Genomic DNA, 17,591 nt, shown 5'->3' with positions numbered 1-17,591 from the left:
GCCTATAGTCTCCGTCAACTTTTTGGGGCGATTTTTCGCCTTTTTTTACCAGTCACATGTGTTCTGACCTAGTGGTATGTTAGCTGTAATGCAATGAGATTGTTACATTTTCATTGATTTAAACTGAACTGACTGCCGCTGTGACGTATTATTTTGCCTTCAAGTTCCATCAATTGTAACTCTGTTAAAACATCATTGGCACTTTTGCCTGAAAGCCTGACTATCTCATCGATATGAGTAGGATGCTGGCTAAGTAATTGCATGAGTTCAGGCAAAGCTTCTTGAGGTTTGATAGCGGCATTGTTTGTAGACTTTTCTTGGCTTGATACGGTGGTTGAGCGTGTCATGGAGGAGTCAGTAAATACAGACAATTCCTGTATTATGTCGTCTGAACTGCGCACCAGAACAGCACCGTCTTTGATCAATTGATTAGTGCCTGCGGAGCGTGGATCAAGCGGTGAACCTGGAACTGCGTATATATCTCGCCCTTGATCCGCCGCGAAGCGTGCAGTGATAAGAGAACCTGATCTTGCTGCGGCTTCAACAACTAATACGCCAGATGATAGGCCTGAGATTATGCGATTGCGCCGAGGAAAATGTCGTGCCTGAGGTTTGATGTTTGGAGGCATTTCACTCACGATCAAGCCATTTTTAGCGATTGCATTATAAAGTTCGGTGTTCTCTTGTGGGTAGATGATGTTAATACCACCAGCCAGGCAGGCGATTGTACCAGTGTTAACGGTAACCGAGTGAGCTGCTGTATCTATACCGCGTGCCAGACCAGAAGTAACTACAATGTGTTGCTCACCGAGTTCTTTGGCAATTTTTTTAGTCAGTTTTATCCCTGATGCGCTGGCGTTGCGCGCGCCGACAATTGCGATGCTCTGACGTTTCAATAAGCCTATATTACCTAGTACATATAATATTGGCGGGGCATCGCTGGTTGCTGCAAGAGGTTGGGGGTAGTCTTTGTCGCCGACAAAAAGGCATTTTGCCCCAAGTTTGTGGGCTTGTTCTAGCTCGCGCTCTGCAATGTTTATATCAACGATGTTTGCTGATTTTGGTCCATCCATTAATGACGCTACTGCATGGACAGCTGAACCGAATTTATTGATAAGTTTTCCGAAAGTGACTGGACCGACAGATTTGCTACGAGCTAATTGTACGCGGGCAATTTTTTCGGATTCTTGCAAAGTGAGGTGTCTTTCTATTCAGTTTTATCTGAATTCTCGGACGGCGTATCTGACTTTTTTTGACCAATTTTGGATTCAGTACCGCTAAGAATGCGTTTTATGTTGTCACTATGTCTTACAAAAATGACAATCGACATGCCTGCGATAAATATCCATGTTGACCCACCTGTAAAATAGTAACTGAATACTGGCGCAGACAGGGCCGTAATCAAACCAGCAAGTGAAGACATGCGAAAAAGAAGGGCCGAGAGCACCCAGCTGCCGCCAGCCGCCAACCCCATTGGCCAACTTATAGCGAACAAAGTACCGAAAAAAGTAGCAACACCTTTACCACCCGCAAACTTTAGGTAAAGCGAGAAACAATGTCCGATAAAAGCAGCCATGCCTGCAGCAGCTGCCAGTTCTGGCTGATTAACAACATACAATGTTGCAAATACAGCAATGGCCCCTTTGCCCGCATCCAACAGAAGTGTTGCGAGCGCGAGATCCTTGCGGCCAGTGCGTAGTACGTTGGTTGCCCCAATGTTGCCAGACCCAATACTACGAATATCACCAAGGCCTGAGAGACGTGTGATTACTAAGCCAAAAGGTACAGACCCAAGCAAGTAGCTTGAAAACAAGACTAAAAGAGTCTCAAGAGACAGGGACATTTACGATCCTTGCTGGAATACAGTTTTGCCGTCAACAATTGTGCGCCAAACTTGCCCTTGTACGGGTAAGGTGTCAAATGGAGTGTTCTTGGCGCTGGAAATCAGCTCATCAGCTTTGATCCGCCACGGTTTGTTTGGATCAAAGATAACGATATCAGCATAAGCACCGCTGGTAAGTGTTCCTGTATCTAGCCCAAGGAGTTTTGCCGGTGTAATGGTCAAGCTTTTAAGCAATGTATTCATGCTAACTTTACCTGCATGCACTTGTGCCAGCGCCAATGCCAGCATTGTTTCAAATCCTACTGCACCGGCAGCTGCTTGAGCAAACGGAAGCCGTTTTACATCTTCACTCTTGGGAGCATGATCGCTAACAAGAGTATCAATCGTGCCGTCGGCAAGTGCCTTAACAAGTGCTAATCTGTCTTCTTCACTGCGGAGTGGAGGTAAGACTTTGGCAAAGGTGCGATAACCCTCAAGGGCATTATCATTAAGGTGTAGATAATGTGCAGCTGTTGAACAACTCACGTTAATACCTGCTGCTTTAGCGGTTTTAATGGCTTCAACACCTTCACGCGAAGAAATGAGTGCGAAATGAACCCGCCCACCGGTGAGTTGAGCCAGTTTTGCATCACGTTCAATTTGCATTGCTTCTGCAACTGCAGGTATGCCTGATAAACCGAGGCGCAGAGCAGTTTCCCCTTCGTGTGCTACACCGTTGCTGCCAAGGTCTTTATCTTGTGCATACTGCACGATCAGCGCATCAAAGTGCTTTGCATATTCTAGTAGGCGCCTCATGACCTGACTGTTGGCAACGGGTTTAGAACAGTCTGTGAAGGCAACAGCACCGGAAGCTTTCATTTGGCCAATTTCTGCGATTTGCTCACCTTGCATGCCCTGGGTTGCAACACCCATCGGGTAAACAGTTACGATTTCAGCGTTAACGGAGCGGTGGCGTATTCGCTCAACAACCGCGTCTGTCTCAATCATTGTTGTTTGATCAGGCTGAAGAATAATAGTTGTGACGCCACCTGCCAAGGCGGCGTCTGCATCTACAGCATGTGCACGCATGTCAATGAAGCCAGGGCATAGTATCCGCCCTGCACAATTAACAATTATAGCACCGTCTGGGATTGAAACATCTGTACCGTATGTTTCAATTCTTTTGTCGTTTACAAGTAGTGTGCCTGTGTCATCAAATTTACTTGCCGGGTCTAGAATGCGCGCATTGGTGTAGGCTGTGATCATGAACCTGCCTCCTCGCGCAAGTTTCGCGTCAACACATCAATACATGCCATACGCACGGCTACACCCATTTCAACCTGTTCTTGTATAGCAGAGCGATCAAAGTCGTCTGCTACATCAGAGGCAATTTCTACGCCGCGATTCATGGGGCCGGGGTGCATAACAAGTACGTCTTTGTCTGCTGCTTGTAATTTTTCGCGCGTTAATCCCCAGAAGTGGAAATATTCACGCATGGAAGGCAAGAAAGCCCCTTGCATCCGCTCTTGCTGCAACCGCAGCATCATAACGACATCTGCACCTTCCAAGCCTTGTTTCATATCATGAAAGACTTCCACACCCAGATGGCCAATATCTTTTGGCAACAAGGTTGGAGGAGCAACAACGCGCACGCGTGCGCCCATTGCATTTAGCAGGTAAATGTTAGATCGCGCGACGCGGCTATGCGTTACATCGCCTGAGATTACGATGGTTTGCCCGTGAATGGAGCCTTTGCGTCTGCGAATGGTGAGGGCATCCAGCAACGCTTGGGTTGGGTGCTCAGAACGTCCATCTCCAGCATTGATAACGGCGCAATCCATTTTCTCTGATAACAATTTAACCGCACCGCTATCCCCGTGACGGACGATTAGAACGTCGGGATGCATCGCGTTCAATGTTGATGCGGTATCGAGCAAGGTTTCGCCTTTCTTAATGGACGAAGAACCTGTAGCCATTGAGATGGTGTCAAGCCCAAGGCGTTTGCCCGCGATCTCGAAGCTCATCAACGTACGCGTTGAATTTTCAAAAAACAGGTTGATTTGCGTTAGCCCTGCGCAAATGCGTTTGGTTTTTATAGCTTGTCTGTTTTGCTCGACATATCCATCAGCAACATCAAGCAAGTGTTTTATGGCGGTTGGGTCAAGTGCCCATGTGCCTAGTAGATGCTTATGTGGAAAAAGAGAACCTGATGGCGGATCGACGTCCGCGCGTGGGTATGATGTTTGTTCGGTCAGGTCTGTATTCATTAAGCTGGCCTTATAAGGGGAATAACACATGTCCGCAAGCCGGTTTTGCGTACGGCTTTAACTCAGTGAATTAAAACGTATAAATTACATAGCGTGCAACGCTCCCTGAAGAATGTAAGCTGCAGCCATTTTATCGACTAATTCTTTACGCCTTGCACGGCTTCGGTCAGCTTCAATAAGAGTGCGTTCTACGGCAGCCGTCGATAACCGCTCATCCCAAAGCGCCTGAGGGAGAGGTATTTTTTCAGCCAAGTTGCGGGAAAATGCCATTGTTGATTGGCACCGAGGACCTTCACTGCCGTCCATATTAACGGGCCAACCCAGCACAAAGCCACCAACACCTTGTTCGTTGACTATCGTTTGAAGGCGCATGACATCAACTTTAAATTTTGTGCGTTTGATGGTTTCCATCGGTGTTGCGATCATCAACATGGTGTCAGAAAGAGCCAGACCAATAGTTTTACTGCCTATGTCAAGGCCAAGTAGTCGCTGCCCTGTCTTTAACTGTGCCTTCAGCTCTGCGGTGGATAAAACACTCATCGGTTTTGGTTCAGCCATGCTTGGGCACGTATCGCTGCATTCTCGCGGATATTCATGTAAAACATATGATAATCATATACATGATAGTTTTCGCCAAACATCTTATAGTCTTGCCATGCTTCTCCAGGTTCTTTGGTTAAATATAAAAAACCATCTTCACCGCATTTAGCGCCATTGAAATTGCCAACAGGCTCGCCGATAGGCGACTCATCTTCAACAACTGTGACAGCACCTATGTTCATGCTGCTTTCCGCTGTGTCATCGGTTATCCATGTCAGTGGGTTAGTGCATAACATTTTTGTTCCTTGGCGCGGCATGCCACCCAATCCATTGGTAACGCGGAAATAACGCTGCAAGCCAGATGTGTCACCAGATGGTCCGAAGGTTTGGTGGGATACGACACATCCTGTATCGTCTGCAGAGTCACAGGCATTAATGCCATCTAATGCATCAAGGTCAGCCTCAATACTAACCGGCCAGCCGATAACATAGGCAGCCACCATTCTGTCTGCGAGAGAGGTGCCGGCAATACGGCTTTTGAGCAAGCTCAGCATGTGAAGAGAGCCTTGGCTATGACCTGCAACAATGAAAGGCCTGCCTTCGTTACGATCCTGAATGAATTGATCAAATGCATCTTGTACGTCTTTGTAGGCATATATGAGGGCTTGTAGACCGTTACCTTCTTCATCAAAGAAAGCTCCAAACGTTGCTTGGCGATATTTCGGTGCATATATGTTGCCAGCAAGGTTAAAGGCGCTTGCCTGCATTTTAAGTACACGTTTTTCAATCCGCATATTGGCGTCTGCGTGGTCAAGCGGAGCATTCCAGCTATCACGGCTAAGGTATGTTGTTGGATGAACAAAAAATACATCAACGCCGCTAATCGCTGTATGGTCCATTACACCGGCAGGTTTTGCTTTTGCGAATGTATCCATTGAAGGCAGAGCAACCCAATTGGTATCATCAGTGTAATCCAGTGGTTCAGTACTGATGGGTGTGTATGGTTCTGAAGGTGCAAAGGCGATTTTCAATGCGGCGGTTGGATTAGACTGGAACCAGAAAAAACCAGCCAAGACAATGACAATGATGCCTGTAACAATTACTAAAAAGATTCCAGCTGGTTTTGCTTTTAAGGCCATTTTACTGTTCCATATTTATTTCAACGTTTGATGAATTTGGCCAGTATGCCATCAAAATATCATCAACGAAACGTTCATTTTTATACTTTATGGCATCTTTACGCCTGCCTTCTATTACAAAGCCAGCTTTTTCATACAAATGAATGGCTATTGCATTGTCGCTGTGCACATGCAGTTCGACTTTGCTCAACTGATTGTGCTCTGACACCCAACCAGTATAAGTATTCAGTAATTCTTGTCCTATACCTTTGCCGCGGTGGTCTGGGTGAACGGACATAGAGAATGTTGTGACATGTCTTGTTCTTGCCCGTCGATCTGTTGCACTTTCCAGAACGCCTAAAATGCTTTTGCCGTGTAGTGCCACAATGCAGATTTCATGTGTATTTGCAGCTTTTCGTTTAATCCAGACGCGTTGTTGAAACGGCGTCATTTTGAACTCTTCAGGCTTTGTAACAAGATGCCTGCTTTCGGCAAAAATACTGCGCAGATATCGGTTCAAATATTTAGCATCGCTGGGAATTGCGTTTCTTATCAAAAAATTTGCAGTGGTCATACTGATTCCCTGCTTGCTACAGAGCGCTTGTAGCGTTAAGTTCCGCGCTGATTTCAGCAGTTTTTTCTGATGATTCCCAGATTTTTTCTGATAATTTCAAGAGATTCATGCCCAACAGGAATTTTTCATGTCTAATATCGATAAGGCAACCGTTGCCAAAATTGCAAGGTTAGCACGCATTAAAACCGAAGAAGATAAGCTTGAACCTTTAGCAGGTGAGCTGAATAACATCTTGGGTTGGGTGGAGCAACTAAGCGAAGTTAATACTGATAATATTGAACCAATGGCAAGTGTTGTGGACGCTAAGCTTCGCTGGCGCACTGACGAAGTGACTGACGGCGCAAAAGCTAACAGCGTTCTCAAAAATGCACCAAAACCAGAATATGGCTTTTTTGCTGTACCAAAAGTGATTGAGTAGGGTGTGTAGATGACTGATTTAACTAAATTAAAAATTGCTGAAGCACGCGACATGCTTGCCAAAGGTGAATTGACTTCGCGTGAGCTGACCGAGGCCCACATCGGCGCAGTTGATGCCATGAAGTCACTAAATGCTTACATTGTTACAACGCCTGACATTGCTCTTGCGCAAGCCGATGCTGCTGACGCGCAGATAAAAGCGGGTAATCAAAAAGCCATGACGGGCATACCTATCGGCATCAAAGACTTGTTTGCCACCAAAGGTATTCACACTCAAGCTTGCTCAAAAATTCTGGATGGCTTTAAGCCGGAGTATGAAAGTACCGTAACTCAGAACCTTTGGGATGACGGTGCGGTTATGCTTGGTAAGCTTAATATGGACGAGTTTGCCATGGGTTCATCTAACGAGACCAGTTTTTATGGTCCTGTGAAAAACCCTTGGCGCGCAACAGGTAGCAACAGTGATTTTGTCCCTGGTGGATCATCAGGTGGTTCTGTTGCCTCAGTTGCAGGTTTTGCTGCGATGGGTGCAACAGCCTCTGATACAGGTGGCTCTATTCGTCAACCCGCAGCTTTTACCGGTACGTTTGGTATTAAGCCAACATATGGTCGCTGTAGCCGGTATGGCATGGTTGCTTTTGCCAGCTCTCTTGACCAGGCAGGAACCATCACACGCGATGTGCGTGATGGTGCTATCATGCTTGAAAGTATTTCTGGCTTTGATCCGAAAGACAGCACGTCTGTTGATATTGCTGTGCCAAACTTTGAAGCAGCACTAACGGGCGACATTCGTGGCATGAAAATTGGTATTCCGCGTGAATATCGTTTGGACGGCATGCCTGCTGAAATCGAAGAGCTTTGGCAAAAAGGTATTGCCTGGATGAAAGATGCCGGTGCAGAGATAGTCGACATTAGCTTGCCGCACACAAAATACGCGTTGCCAACGTACTATATTGTTGCGCCTGCTGAGGCGTCATCAAATCTGGCTCGCTACGATGGTGTTAAATACGGCCATCGCAATATCGGTGATGGTGGTGGTCTTGATGACATGTACTATGCAACACGCGGCGAAGGATTCGGTGACGAAGTGAAGCGCCGGATTATGATCGGCACTTATGTGCTGTCTGCTGGTTATTATGACGCTTATTATCTTAAGGCGCAGAAAGTGCGCCAGCTAATTGCTGATGACTTCAAACAAGCCTTTGGACAAGTTGATGCGATTTTGACACCGACCGCACCAAGCGCAGCCTTTGCTTTTGGTGAGAAATCAGATGACCCGCTGGCGATGTATTTAAATGATGTGTTTACGGTTCCTGCGTCACTTGCAGGCTTGCCGGGCTCAAGCGTTCCTGCAGGTCTGAGTGCTGATGGATTGCCACTTGGCCTTCAGGTGCTTGGCAAAGCGTGGGACGAAGAAACAGTGCTTAAAGTTTCTGGTGTGATTGAACAAGCTGCTGCCTTTACGGCGCAACCGCAAGAGTGGTGGAGGTAAGGCCCATGTCAGATTATCGTATTCAAGGTGCAACGGGTGACTGGGAAGTTGTAATTGGGCTTGAGGTCCACGCGCAGGTTATCTCAAACGCCAAGTTGTTTTCTGGTGCTTCAACAGAGTTTGGCGCAGAACCAAACGCGCAGGTGTCACTGGTTGATGCCGCAATGCCAGGTATGCTGCCAACTATCAACGGTGAATGTGTGCGCCAAGCAGTGCGCACAGGCCTTGCCTTAGGTGCACAAATCAACAAATATTCTGTTTTTGACCGTAAGAACTATTTCTATGCTGATTTGCCGCAAGGCTATCAAATTTCGCAGTTCAAACACCCTATCGTTGGGCCAGGTATAGTCACGCTTGATCTTGATGGTGGACGCACCAAAAAGGTAGGTGTTGAGCGTATCCATTTGGAGCAAGATGCCGGTAAGTCGATGCACGACCAACATCCACAGTTTACATATGTAGACCTTAATCGTTCTGGCGTCGCTCTCATGGAGATCGTTTCTGACCCAGATATGCGTAGCCCTGAAGAAGCTGGTGCTTACCTAACCAAACTGCGTACGATCTTGCGTTATATTGGCTCATGTGATGGCAATATGGAGCAAGGGAGTATGCGTGCTGATGTGAACGTTTCTGTTCGAAAAGTAGGCGACCCACTGGGTACACGCTGTGAGATTAAAAACGTGAATTCTATCCGGTTTGTGCGCCAAGCCATCGAAATTGAAGCGAGCCGTCAGGTTGATATTATTGAAGCCGGTGGCACAATCGATCAGGAAACGCGTTTGTTTGATCCTGTAAAAGGTGAAACGCGCTCTATGCGTTCTAAAGAAGAAGCACATGACTATCGCTACTTCCCGGACCCAGACCTTTTGCCGCTTGAATTTGATGATGCATTTATTGATGCTGCACGTGAAAGCTTGCCAGAATTGCCTGATGACAAGAAAGCACGCTTTATAAACGAGTACGGTCTCAATGATTACAATGCCAGTGTGCTTGTTGCGGAGAAAGATCAATCTGATTATTTTGTGTCGTTGGTTTCGGCGTTGGCGACAGCAACTAAAAAATCTGAAAGCGATGTTGCCGTTAAGGCATCCAATTGGCTAACAGGCGACCTGTTTGGCGCGTTGAACAAAGCAAATAAGTCAATTGATGAAACGCCTGTTTCTGCTGAGCAAGGCGCAGAGTTGTTAGCTTTGGTTGAAGACGGCACAATTTCTGGCCGTATTGCTAAAGACGTATTTGAAATTATGTTTGATACAGGCAAGGGCGCAGCTTCAATCGTTGAGGAAAAAGGCTTAAAGCAAGTTTCCGATACGGGGGAAATTGAGAAAATAATTGACGAAGTTATTGCGGCTAACCCTAATCAGCTGGAGCAATATCGCGGTGGCAAGGATAAACTGATTGGTTTCTTCGTTGGTCAGGTTATGAAGGCAACTGGCGGTAAGGCCAACCCGGGCATGGTGAACCAACTGCTTAAACCAAAGCTTGATGGATAAACGTTTGTAGCAAACTTAAATTGAAGGGCCCGCCTTTTTGGCGGGCTTTTTCGTCTAAGTACCTGTTATGTGCGACAAGTGGTCGCGACGAATACTTCAGGTTACTGTATTGTTTCCTTTAACAGGGAGACATAAAAATGGAAACGACACTCAGTCGCCGTTCAACTTTAAAGTTAATGCTTGGGGCTGGCGGAGCCGTTTTATTATACCCTGGCGATGCATTGAGCACCGAAAAGGCTGGTAGTAATTTCTACACTGACGATGGTATGGACACACCACTCGTTAAAATTCTAGATGATAATAGTGCGATAATTTACAGCCCTAACCCTGATATGGGGCAAGGGACATCAACTGTAATCCCAATGATGATTGCGGAAGAAATGGACCTTGATTGGTCGCGTGTTCGCGTAGAAACTTTAAAGTTGAGGCGCCGGTTAGATGAGAAAGGGCAAATGCAGTATGTTTATGCTCGGCAACATTCCGGCGGTAGTGGCAGCGTAAGACGGGCATGGGGTGTTTTGCCACAATACGGTGCGCAGGGGCGCGATATGTTTTTGAGAGCCGCTGCTGATCACTGGGGGGTATCGGTTCATAAATTAATTGCCCGAGATAGTCATGTCTTTGATACCTCCAGTGATAAAAAGCTTTCGTATGCCGAACTGCTAGAGGCTGTGGCAAAGCTAAGTCCACGCGAAAATGTGCAATTAAAGAAACAAAATGAGTATCGATTGATCGGCTATCCGCAACGATCGAAAGCGGCGCATTCAATAGTCACAGGTAAGCCAATATTTGGCCTTGATCAACAAATTGCAGACATGTCGCACGTTGTTATTGCTCGGTGTCCACATTTTTGTGGAAGCCTCAAATCTTTGGATGAAAGTGCCGCACGCCAAGTTCAAGGTGTACAGGATATAGTGCAAATTGAACAATCAGATAAAGATGGTCCCATGGCGTGGCTATTGGTCGCAAGTGTGGCGGTTGTTGCGGATAGTTTGTGGGCGGCGAAAAAAGCTCGTGACTTACTGGAGATAGAATGGAATTCAGGCCCATATGAAGGTTTTTCTTCAAGTGAGGTAGAGACTGAAAGCCTTGCGGCACTTGATAGTGACGAAGGTTTTGCATTGTTGAATCATGAAGGGCGCATTAGAGAAGAAGGAGACTTTGATGCTGCTCTGCGAGATGCAGTGCTCACTCACGATGCGAAGTATGTTGTAAGACGGATCGCGCATGCTTTAATGGAGCCTCATTCCTGTATCGCTGACGTTCGAGATAGTGAGGTATATCTCAATTGCCCTGCGCAGACCCCTTCTCGAATTCAGGATCTAGCGCATTTGATGACAGGCATTGACCATGAGAATATTCATGTATCAGTAGCGCGCTCAGGTGGAGCTTTTGGTAGGCGGTGGGAACTTGATTACCCTGCCGAGGCAATTTTATTGTCGCAAAAACTAAAGCGCCCGATGAAAGTAACATGGACACGTGAGGACGAACTCACACAGTGTAGATACCGTGCCGCAAATAATTTTCGGATGACTGGTGGTTTAAACTCTGAAGGAAAAATGATTGCATTACGGCAACGTCAAGCGTCAGATTATCCAACTTTGGATAAGGATAAAGAACCAGCTATCCAGTGGCCTTATGAAGACTTGATGGGGTGGCATTTCGAGGCTGGTATCGTACCGAACCACCGCATGGAGGTTCGCTTTACGGCTGGGCCAGTGCCACGAGGGCCTTGGCGTGCCCCGGGTAGTGTCAATTCGGCTTTTGCTCAAGCTAGTTTTCTTGATGAAATGGCACATAAGGCAGGTATTGATGCGCTTGAGTTTCAGTTGAGTGTGCTAGGGAAACCGCGATTTCTCCCTGATGGAGATGAGGGGCCAATGGCTATGCATACAGGACGCATGGCAAATTGTTTGAAGCTGGCTGCAGATAAGGCGGGTTGGGGTGAAGCTCTGCCCGATGGTTGGGGCCGCGGCATTGCTGGTTATTTCTCCCATGTATCATTTGTTGCTCATGTAGTTGAGGTCTCTGTCATTGATGGAAAGCTTGTTGTTGAGCGTGTAGTAACTGCGGCGGATTGTGGCCTTGTTATAAATCCATTGGGCGTGAAAGCTCAAATAGAGGGTTCGATTCACGATGGCCTTTCTGTTGCTATAGGGCAAGAAATTACGATTGAAAATGCTACCGTTGTTGAAAACAACTTTGATACGTATGAAATGGCTAGAATAGATGCAGCACCGCGCAAAATTGAAATACATTTAGTGCAAAGCAATGAGCACCCAACCGGTATGGGTGAACCGGCGATACCACCTTTTGCTCCTGCTTTGATGAATGCAATTTTTAATGCTACGGGAAAGCGGATCAGACGGTTGCCAATCGCTGATCAAATATGATTTCAGCTTATATATGATTTCAGGGACTCTGCGATGTGAAACTCACTTATCGCGGGTTTTGTTATGCCGTAATTCTGCCATGACTTTTGTGCACTTTTACAATGTATGTAAATTAGCGTAGAGTTTAATGCGTGTTGCGTGTGAATGAAGTGAAATGCGGGGGTTCATGTTGGGTTCAGTTAGCTAGTGCTAATGTGTGCTTAACTTAGTTGGAGAGTGTTATGTTTAAAAAGTCATTATTGCTTTTAACGACCACAGCCATCTTGCTGCCCTTGCAGGCTGCTGAAGCACGATTTGTTGACGACCGCAAAGAACGCGTGATTTCTGAGCGTAGTGAAGCACGTGCCAATAGGCGCGCAGCGCGACCAGAGCGGGCGCGTTCTGGTCAAAGTAGGCAGCGTGTTGATGCGCGTGGTAGACGTTCGCAGCCTCAGGTTCGCGCTTCCCGAAGTGATCGGGCACAGCGTTCATCAAGACCTCAACGCGTAGAGCGCAGTGCGCCGCGTAATCAACAGGTAACGCAACCACAAGTGCGTCGCAGCGATGCGCGCTCACAAAGTAGAGCGCAACAACGACCACAAGACAGGTCTCGAGCAACTGAAAGTAGGCGTGTTCGCCAGCAGGTGGCACGCGAAACAACAAATGATCGCCAGCTTCAGGCAACGTTGTCGGCTGCTCCTTCACAGCAGCGCCAAACCACACGCGAAAGAGGCCGTGTGCGTGATACTGTGCGCCCAAGTCGCCAGCGCGCACGCGAAGCACAGCGCAGCCGCACGCGTGCAGCAAACAATGCTGTAAGGCGTGACGTAGTAAGGGACCGTACGCGCGGTGTTACACGCTATGATCGTGACGATGCAGCACGTTATGCTGGGGCACGAAGCCGTGCAGACGCACGCTATGACAGGATAGAGCGCACACGAAATAGAAATGAACCACGGTCTTATCGTGGACATCGTCGTGCTGATCCGTATCAACCGCATGTACGCCGTAATTTCCGACGGAGTGTATATAATAACTACTATTTCGGATTTGGTAGTTTCTTTGGTGGACCGGGCTATTCTATAGGCTACTCATACGGATATGATCCGTTTGGTCCGTTTAGCCCTTTCAGTCCTTTTTATTCACCAGTTTTTCAGCCATATAATCATTATAGCTATTTTGGCCATTGGCCGCATGCACGCGGTCTTTATGGCAGGCGAGCATTTTGGGGGTGGAACCATATCCATAGCCATTATCACTATGGTGATTACTGCCCTGGCTTTGATCGTGCCCATAACGGCTATTATGGCTATGATAATTACGCTTATTCAAACCATGGCCACTCAGGTGGCGATAATGTTGCCGGTACGTTGTTAGGCGCTGTTGTTGGTGGTATCATTGGTGCTGAAATTGATGGTGGGTATAACCGTACTGCGGGCGCTGTTGCTGGTGCTGTTGTCGGTGCCACTATTGGCAATGCAGTGACAAGTGACCATGAATACCGCGGTGATGGTACAGCAGAGTATCGCCCTTATTCAAGCAGTGACCATTTTGACAGCAATGGTCGTCACATTTATGAGACACAAACATATCAGCCACCGGAAGAAATACGGACTTGCATGAAATATGGTTACCGCCGCGGGAACTATGTGTGCACAAAGTGGACGGTTGAATATGCTTATGATGAAAGTGCGGATCAACAATAACTGCTTGTTTGACTAATTGAAAGCCGTCCTCTTGGGGCGGCTTTTTAGATTGGCTTTGACGTCAGATGGCAAACAAGCATTCAACTGGCAATGATTGCCTTAAGTTTCTCACTTCCTTCAATTAACTTTCGCTGGATATCAAGCTCGCGTGTTATTCTGCCTTCAATCTGCTGCCCTTCGCTCGAAGTCATAACGGCATTCAGATACGGTGATTGTTTCAGCCAGTTTATATCTCGCCATCCAAGGTTCACAGCTTGAGAAAGAAATCCAATGGCTTTGCTGTTTTGGCCAAGGGCCGCGGTGATTTCAGCCAAATGGATACGTTCATCCGCTGATGGGCTTGCTTCCACTGCTTCCATCTTGTCTGAAATCAATAATGCTTCTGCCTGAGTTACATTGCCGGCGTGGGCATTTAGTGCAATGACATCAAAATATGCTCCATTTCCAGCTGCTTCTAGGAAAACCCTTGCTTCATCTATATTCCCGAGTACGGCGTGTGCTCTACCGTGCAATTGTAAAATTTGCGGCGCAGATTGGTCGGCTCCTTCTGCTTGAGTAAGTATTTGAAGTGCGGCGTCTGGGTTTCCTTGGCGCAGGTGTGACTGTGCAAGTACACTTAATATAACTATTTGATTGGGGTTGAGAAATAAGGCCTTCTCATACCATTTTTGGAATGCCGGATGACCAATTAATTCCAGACTTTGTGCAATCTGCACTTCTGCATAACGCGAATGCCCTCCAGTTTGCATTGCTTGCGCTTCTAGTAGTAATGCCTGATAAAGTTCGCCGCGGATTAGTTGCGTGTGGGCCGCACTAGAGATGGCTGCCGTGTTTTGCGGATTAAGTTGATACGCGTACTGATAAGCAGACAGACTTTCATCGAGGCGTCCTTGTGAACCAAGTGAGTATGCAAGAGCAGACCAGGCATTACTATTGTTTGGTTGTTCATCAATCAGAGAGCGAGCAATTGCCTCAGCTTCTCTCTCAAGATTTGCATCATCACCGAATTTCGTCGTTTTTGTTGAAAGTGCAAAGCTCAACGTCATACGAGCATCAAAGTTATCAGATTCCATGGACAAAGCTTCACGCAGCATTGCAATAGCGCGGTCAGTCTCTCGTGATTGATGCAGTTTCAGTTGCGCTTGGGCGCTGTCTATCAAAATTGCAATGTCAGATTTCTGGCTTGTTTCCGGTGTTGTTTCAATACGTGCTGGTGCGAGGCTTTGCTTATTTAAAACCGCGATAGATAACGCAAAAAGAACCAGAACGCCAAAAGCAGTAGCGATAATATTTTTTCGCCTGAATGCTGATGCAAAGTTATGTACGGGTTGGCTTTTGGTGATTTTAACAATACCTACAACGGCATATCCTTGGCCTCTGCTTGTGCGAATGTATTGGGGGTCTTTTGCATTATCGGCAATGGATTTTCTGAGCAGCGTAATACGCTGTGCGATGGTTTCATCGCTGACGTGTTCAGCGTGCCAAACTTCCGTGCAGAGCACAGCTGGGCTCACTGCATTGGGTGCAGACACAACGAGCTTGACCAGAACATCAAAACTTAAATCAGGCATGTTTACAGCTTTGCCTTCACGGTGAACCGTTCTGGCGATTGTGTTGATAGTTAAGTCTTTCAAAACATAAATCATTACATCAAGCTTAAACGGTTTTGAAAACGTGCGCTTCAAGAAAATTCAACTTTCTTCAAGTGACGGCAGTTGCGCTAGTCATCATGTTTCCCGCTCACTGAAGTGTACTTATCACTGAATTTAGGGAGTATTTATGATGAAGATATATGCTGCACTAGGGCTTTGCGCCCTTGTTGCTATGCCCGTCTTTGCACAAGGTCGTTGGACTGACATGGAGGCGTTAGAAGCAAATGTAAGCAAAGATGATTACGGTACTGTAACAAGCGTTCTGATCATGGAAAACGGGCAGATTGCTTATGAAGGTTATTTTAATGGTGCTAATGCGAATAGTCTTCACAATACCCGCTCGGTTCCAAAGACAATCACTGGAATGGCCGTAGGTGCGGCCGTTGATGATGGTCTGTTGAGGGTAGACATGCCCGCAGCGAGTTTCTTTGGTGATATAGCTCCATTCGAGAACCCAGACCCACGTAAGTTCAAGATTACGATCGAAGATGTGATCACCATGAGCAGCGTACTTGAATGTGACGACAATGATCGATTTTCCCGCGGGAACGAGTCGCGTATGTCTATTGTGGAAGATTGGACGTCATTTTTCTGGGATCTTCCTATTCGCGGTTATCCAGGGTGGTCAGACACGCCTGCGACGGCAAAATATGGTCGCGTTTTTTCTTATTGTTCCGCTGGAGTAGAAATGGCAGGCCAATTGGTTGAGCGTGCAACGAAGACACGATTTCAGGATTATGTAAAAGCAAAGTTTTTTGATCCAATGGACATCACTCAATTTGAGTGGCAGGAAAATGGCTTGGGCCAAGCACATAAAAGCGGCGGTCTGTCGCTCACGGCGCGCGATCTTGCCAAATTTGCGGAAATGCAACGCAACAATGGTGTTTATAACGGTGAACGAATTCTGTCTCAGTCATGGACAGATGAGTCTGTGAAGCCGCGTGCAGTGGTTTTCGCCGACCGAGAGGTTGAGTATGGTTATTTGTGGTGGCGCTCAGCGTATGAAGTTTCAGGAGAGCGCTATGAGAATTACTTTATGACGGGGAACGGTGGCAACCGTGTTGTAGTTATGCCTGCTCACGAGCTTGTTGTTGTGATCACCAAGACGGATTACAATACAAGAGGTATGCATCAAGCCACTGACAAACTTATAGAAAAAGAAATCATAGAGCGATTATCGCAGTGATAGTCAAGCCTATGAGTTGAAGCAGTGTTGGCATGTAAGTATTATGGTCTATCGCCAGACAAACACATGCCAACCGCTATCAAATAAAAAAGCACCCCAATCTTTCGATTGAGGTGCTGTTGTTTGCCATAGTTTAGTTGAATTAGCTCTTGTATATCTTGCTGTCTGTAAAAGCCTTCTTGTAATAATCCGTTCAATACGGTGTATCTGGGCTTTCTGGTTGTTCGTATTTTGGCTCGTTTTCATAACGTCTTGGCCCATCATCATTGTAACGCGGTGCGTTATGATCAAAAACCACGCGGCTTCTGCTGCCGCTAAATGTAATGATAACCGGAGCCCCTTCAGGTAACGGATTTGTATCCTGTTGAACCATACTGACTAAAGCGCCGCTTTCTGTGCGAATAAGATACTCAAACCCGCCTTTTTTGCTGCCAGACTTTTCAATGCTGTTACCAATTAAGCCGCCGAGTAGAGCGCCGCCAATCGCGCCAATTACATTTTCAGCACCGCGCCCACGTCCACTGCCAATGGTTGAGCCCGCTGCTGCGCCAATACCTGCACCGGCTACTGTACCAACACCTGAGTTTTGGCGTTCAATCTGAACCCAACGATAGCTTTCAATTGTGCCGCGTTCAACACGGTTAACCTGACCAACTGCACGTTGATCGTACGAGTTTGGTGATAAATTTGTACTGCAGGCCCCTAAGGCCAATGCAAGTGGAATAATTGCCACCAATCCAGTCTTTTTCAATTTCATGTCAGGCTCCTGTTATGCCTCTAGATATGTAAACTTTGCGCTGAATAAAGGCTTTATAAAGGCAAATTTTTGAACATATGAGGGCAGGGTATACGCCTGATCCTGAACTCTGAATTAACAAAAGGGCATCAATGTCTAAATGGATGTTGGTTCGATATTGAAAAGCGGCATTGAAAGCCGCTTTTCTCATTGATT

Annotated in this window: 15 protein-coding genes; 6 read left to right on the top strand and 9 right to left on the bottom strand. The window is 46.8% G+C overall.

From position 1 onward, the window contains the following. Positions 1–110 precede the first annotated feature (110 nt). The 7 genes from dprA to OEU88_RS12680 form a co-directional block, all read right to left on the bottom strand. Positions 111–1,193, bottom strand: coding sequence for a DNA-processing protein DprA (gene dprA / locus OEU88_RS12710; protein WP_262695559.1), 1,083 nt, complete (start codon positions 1,191–1,193; stop codon positions 111–113). Between the two features lie 14 nt (positions 1,194–1,207). Further along, the gene (plsY, locus tag OEU88_RS12705) at positions 1,208–1,843 is read right to left on the bottom strand and encodes a glycerol-3-phosphate 1-O-acyltransferase PlsY (protein WP_262695557.1); all 636 of its coding nucleotides are present in this window, start codon (positions 1,841–1,843) and stop codon (positions 1,208–1,210) included. Then, positions 1,844–3,088, bottom strand: a complete 1,245-nt coding sequence (gene pyrC / locus OEU88_RS12700; RefSeq protein WP_262695556.1) for a dihydroorotase — start codon at positions 3,086–3,088, stop codon at positions 1,844–1,846. It abuts the gene before it with no gap. Beyond that, the gene (locus tag OEU88_RS12695; RefSeq protein ID WP_262695555.1) at positions 3,085–4,089 is read right to left on the bottom strand and encodes an aspartate carbamoyltransferase catalytic subunit; all 1,005 of its coding nucleotides are present in this window, start codon (positions 4,087–4,089) and stop codon (positions 3,085–3,087) included. Before OEU88_RS12695 ends, pyrC begins: the two co-directional genes overlap by 4 nt. Before the next feature lie 84 nt (positions 4,090–4,173). Next, positions 4,174–4,629 (bottom strand): Holliday junction resolvase RuvX, encoded by a 456-nt coding sequence (ruvX, locus tag OEU88_RS12690; protein WP_394805266.1) that lies wholly within the window; start codon positions 4,627–4,629, stop codon positions 4,174–4,176. Continuing rightward, positions 4,626–5,768 (bottom strand): DUF3089 domain-containing protein, encoded by a 1,143-nt coding sequence (locus tag OEU88_RS12685; RefSeq protein WP_262695553.1) that lies wholly within the window; start codon positions 5,766–5,768, stop codon positions 4,626–4,628. The genes ruvX and OEU88_RS12685 overlap by 4 nt, the downstream gene beginning before the upstream one ends. Before the next feature lies 1 nt (position 5,769). Next, positions 5,770–6,321, bottom strand: coding sequence for a GNAT family N-acetyltransferase (locus OEU88_RS12680; RefSeq protein WP_262695552.1), 552 nt, complete (start codon positions 6,319–6,321; stop codon positions 5,770–5,772). A 127-nt stretch (positions 6,322–6,448) separates the two neighbouring features. Here OEU88_RS12680 and gatC point away from each other — a divergent pair, with 127 nt between their 5' ends. From gatC to OEU88_RS12655, 5 genes are all read left to right on the top strand, one after another. After that, entirely contained in the window at positions 6,449–6,739 is a 291-nt protein-coding gene (gene gatC, locus OEU88_RS12675) for an Asp-tRNA(Asn)/Glu-tRNA(Gln) amidotransferase subunit GatC (protein ID WP_262695551.1), read from the top strand. Between the two features lie 9 nt (positions 6,740–6,748). Beyond that, positions 6,749–8,230 carry an Asp-tRNA(Asn)/Glu-tRNA(Gln) amidotransferase subunit GatA gene (gatA, locus tag OEU88_RS12670; RefSeq protein ID WP_262695550.1) on the top strand — a complete coding sequence of 494 codons (1,482 nt, stop codon included), beginning with the start codon at positions 6,749–6,751 and terminating at the stop codon, positions 8,228–8,230. A 5-nt stretch (positions 8,231–8,235) separates the two neighbouring features. Next, complete coding sequence (gatB, locus tag OEU88_RS12665; RefSeq protein ID WP_262695549.1) at positions 8,236–9,723, top strand: Asp-tRNA(Asn)/Glu-tRNA(Gln) amidotransferase subunit GatB; 1,488 nt, start codon at positions 8,236–8,238, stop codon at positions 9,721–9,723. Positions 9,724–9,860: 137 nt separating this feature from the next. Then, positions 9,861–12,116 (top strand): xanthine dehydrogenase family protein molybdopterin-binding subunit, encoded by a 2,256-nt coding sequence (locus OEU88_RS12660; protein ID WP_262695548.1) that lies wholly within the window; start codon positions 9,861–9,863, stop codon positions 12,114–12,116. Positions 12,117–12,337: 221 nt separating this feature from the next. After that, positions 12,338–13,801, top strand: a complete 1,464-nt coding sequence (locus OEU88_RS12655; protein WP_262695547.1) for a glycine zipper 2TM domain-containing protein — start codon at positions 12,338–12,340, stop codon at positions 13,799–13,801. An 80-nt stretch (positions 13,802–13,881) separates the two neighbouring features. Here OEU88_RS12655 and OEU88_RS12650 read toward each other — a convergent pair whose 3' ends face one another. Continuing rightward, the gene (locus OEU88_RS12650; RefSeq protein WP_262695546.1) at positions 13,882–15,486 is read right to left on the bottom strand and encodes a winged helix-turn-helix domain-containing protein; all 1,605 of its coding nucleotides are present in this window, start codon (positions 15,484–15,486) and stop codon (positions 13,882–13,884) included. A gap of 94 nt (positions 15,487–15,580) precedes the next feature. Between OEU88_RS12650 and OEU88_RS12645 the strand changes: the two genes are divergently transcribed. Then, on the top strand, positions 15,581–16,639 hold the full coding sequence (locus tag OEU88_RS12645) for a serine hydrolase domain-containing protein (protein ID WP_262695545.1): 1,059 nt from the start codon (positions 15,581–15,583) through the stop codon (positions 16,637–16,639). A 193-nt stretch (positions 16,640–16,832) separates the two neighbouring features. Here OEU88_RS12645 and OEU88_RS12640 read toward each other — a convergent pair whose 3' ends face one another. After that, positions 16,833–17,396, bottom strand: a complete 564-nt coding sequence (locus OEU88_RS12640) for an outer membrane lipoprotein (RefSeq protein WP_262695544.1) — start codon at positions 17,394–17,396, stop codon at positions 16,833–16,835. Between the last annotated feature and the right edge of the window lie 195 nt (positions 17,397–17,591).

Source organism: Kordiimonas aquimaris, from assembly GCF_025574485.1.
Classification (GTDB): domain Bacteria; phylum Pseudomonadota; class Alphaproteobacteria; order Sphingomonadales; family Kordiimonadaceae; genus Kordiimonas; species Kordiimonas aquimaris.
Note: the sequence above shows the minus strand (reverse complement) of the source record. Positions and strands in the feature narration are given on the sequence as shown.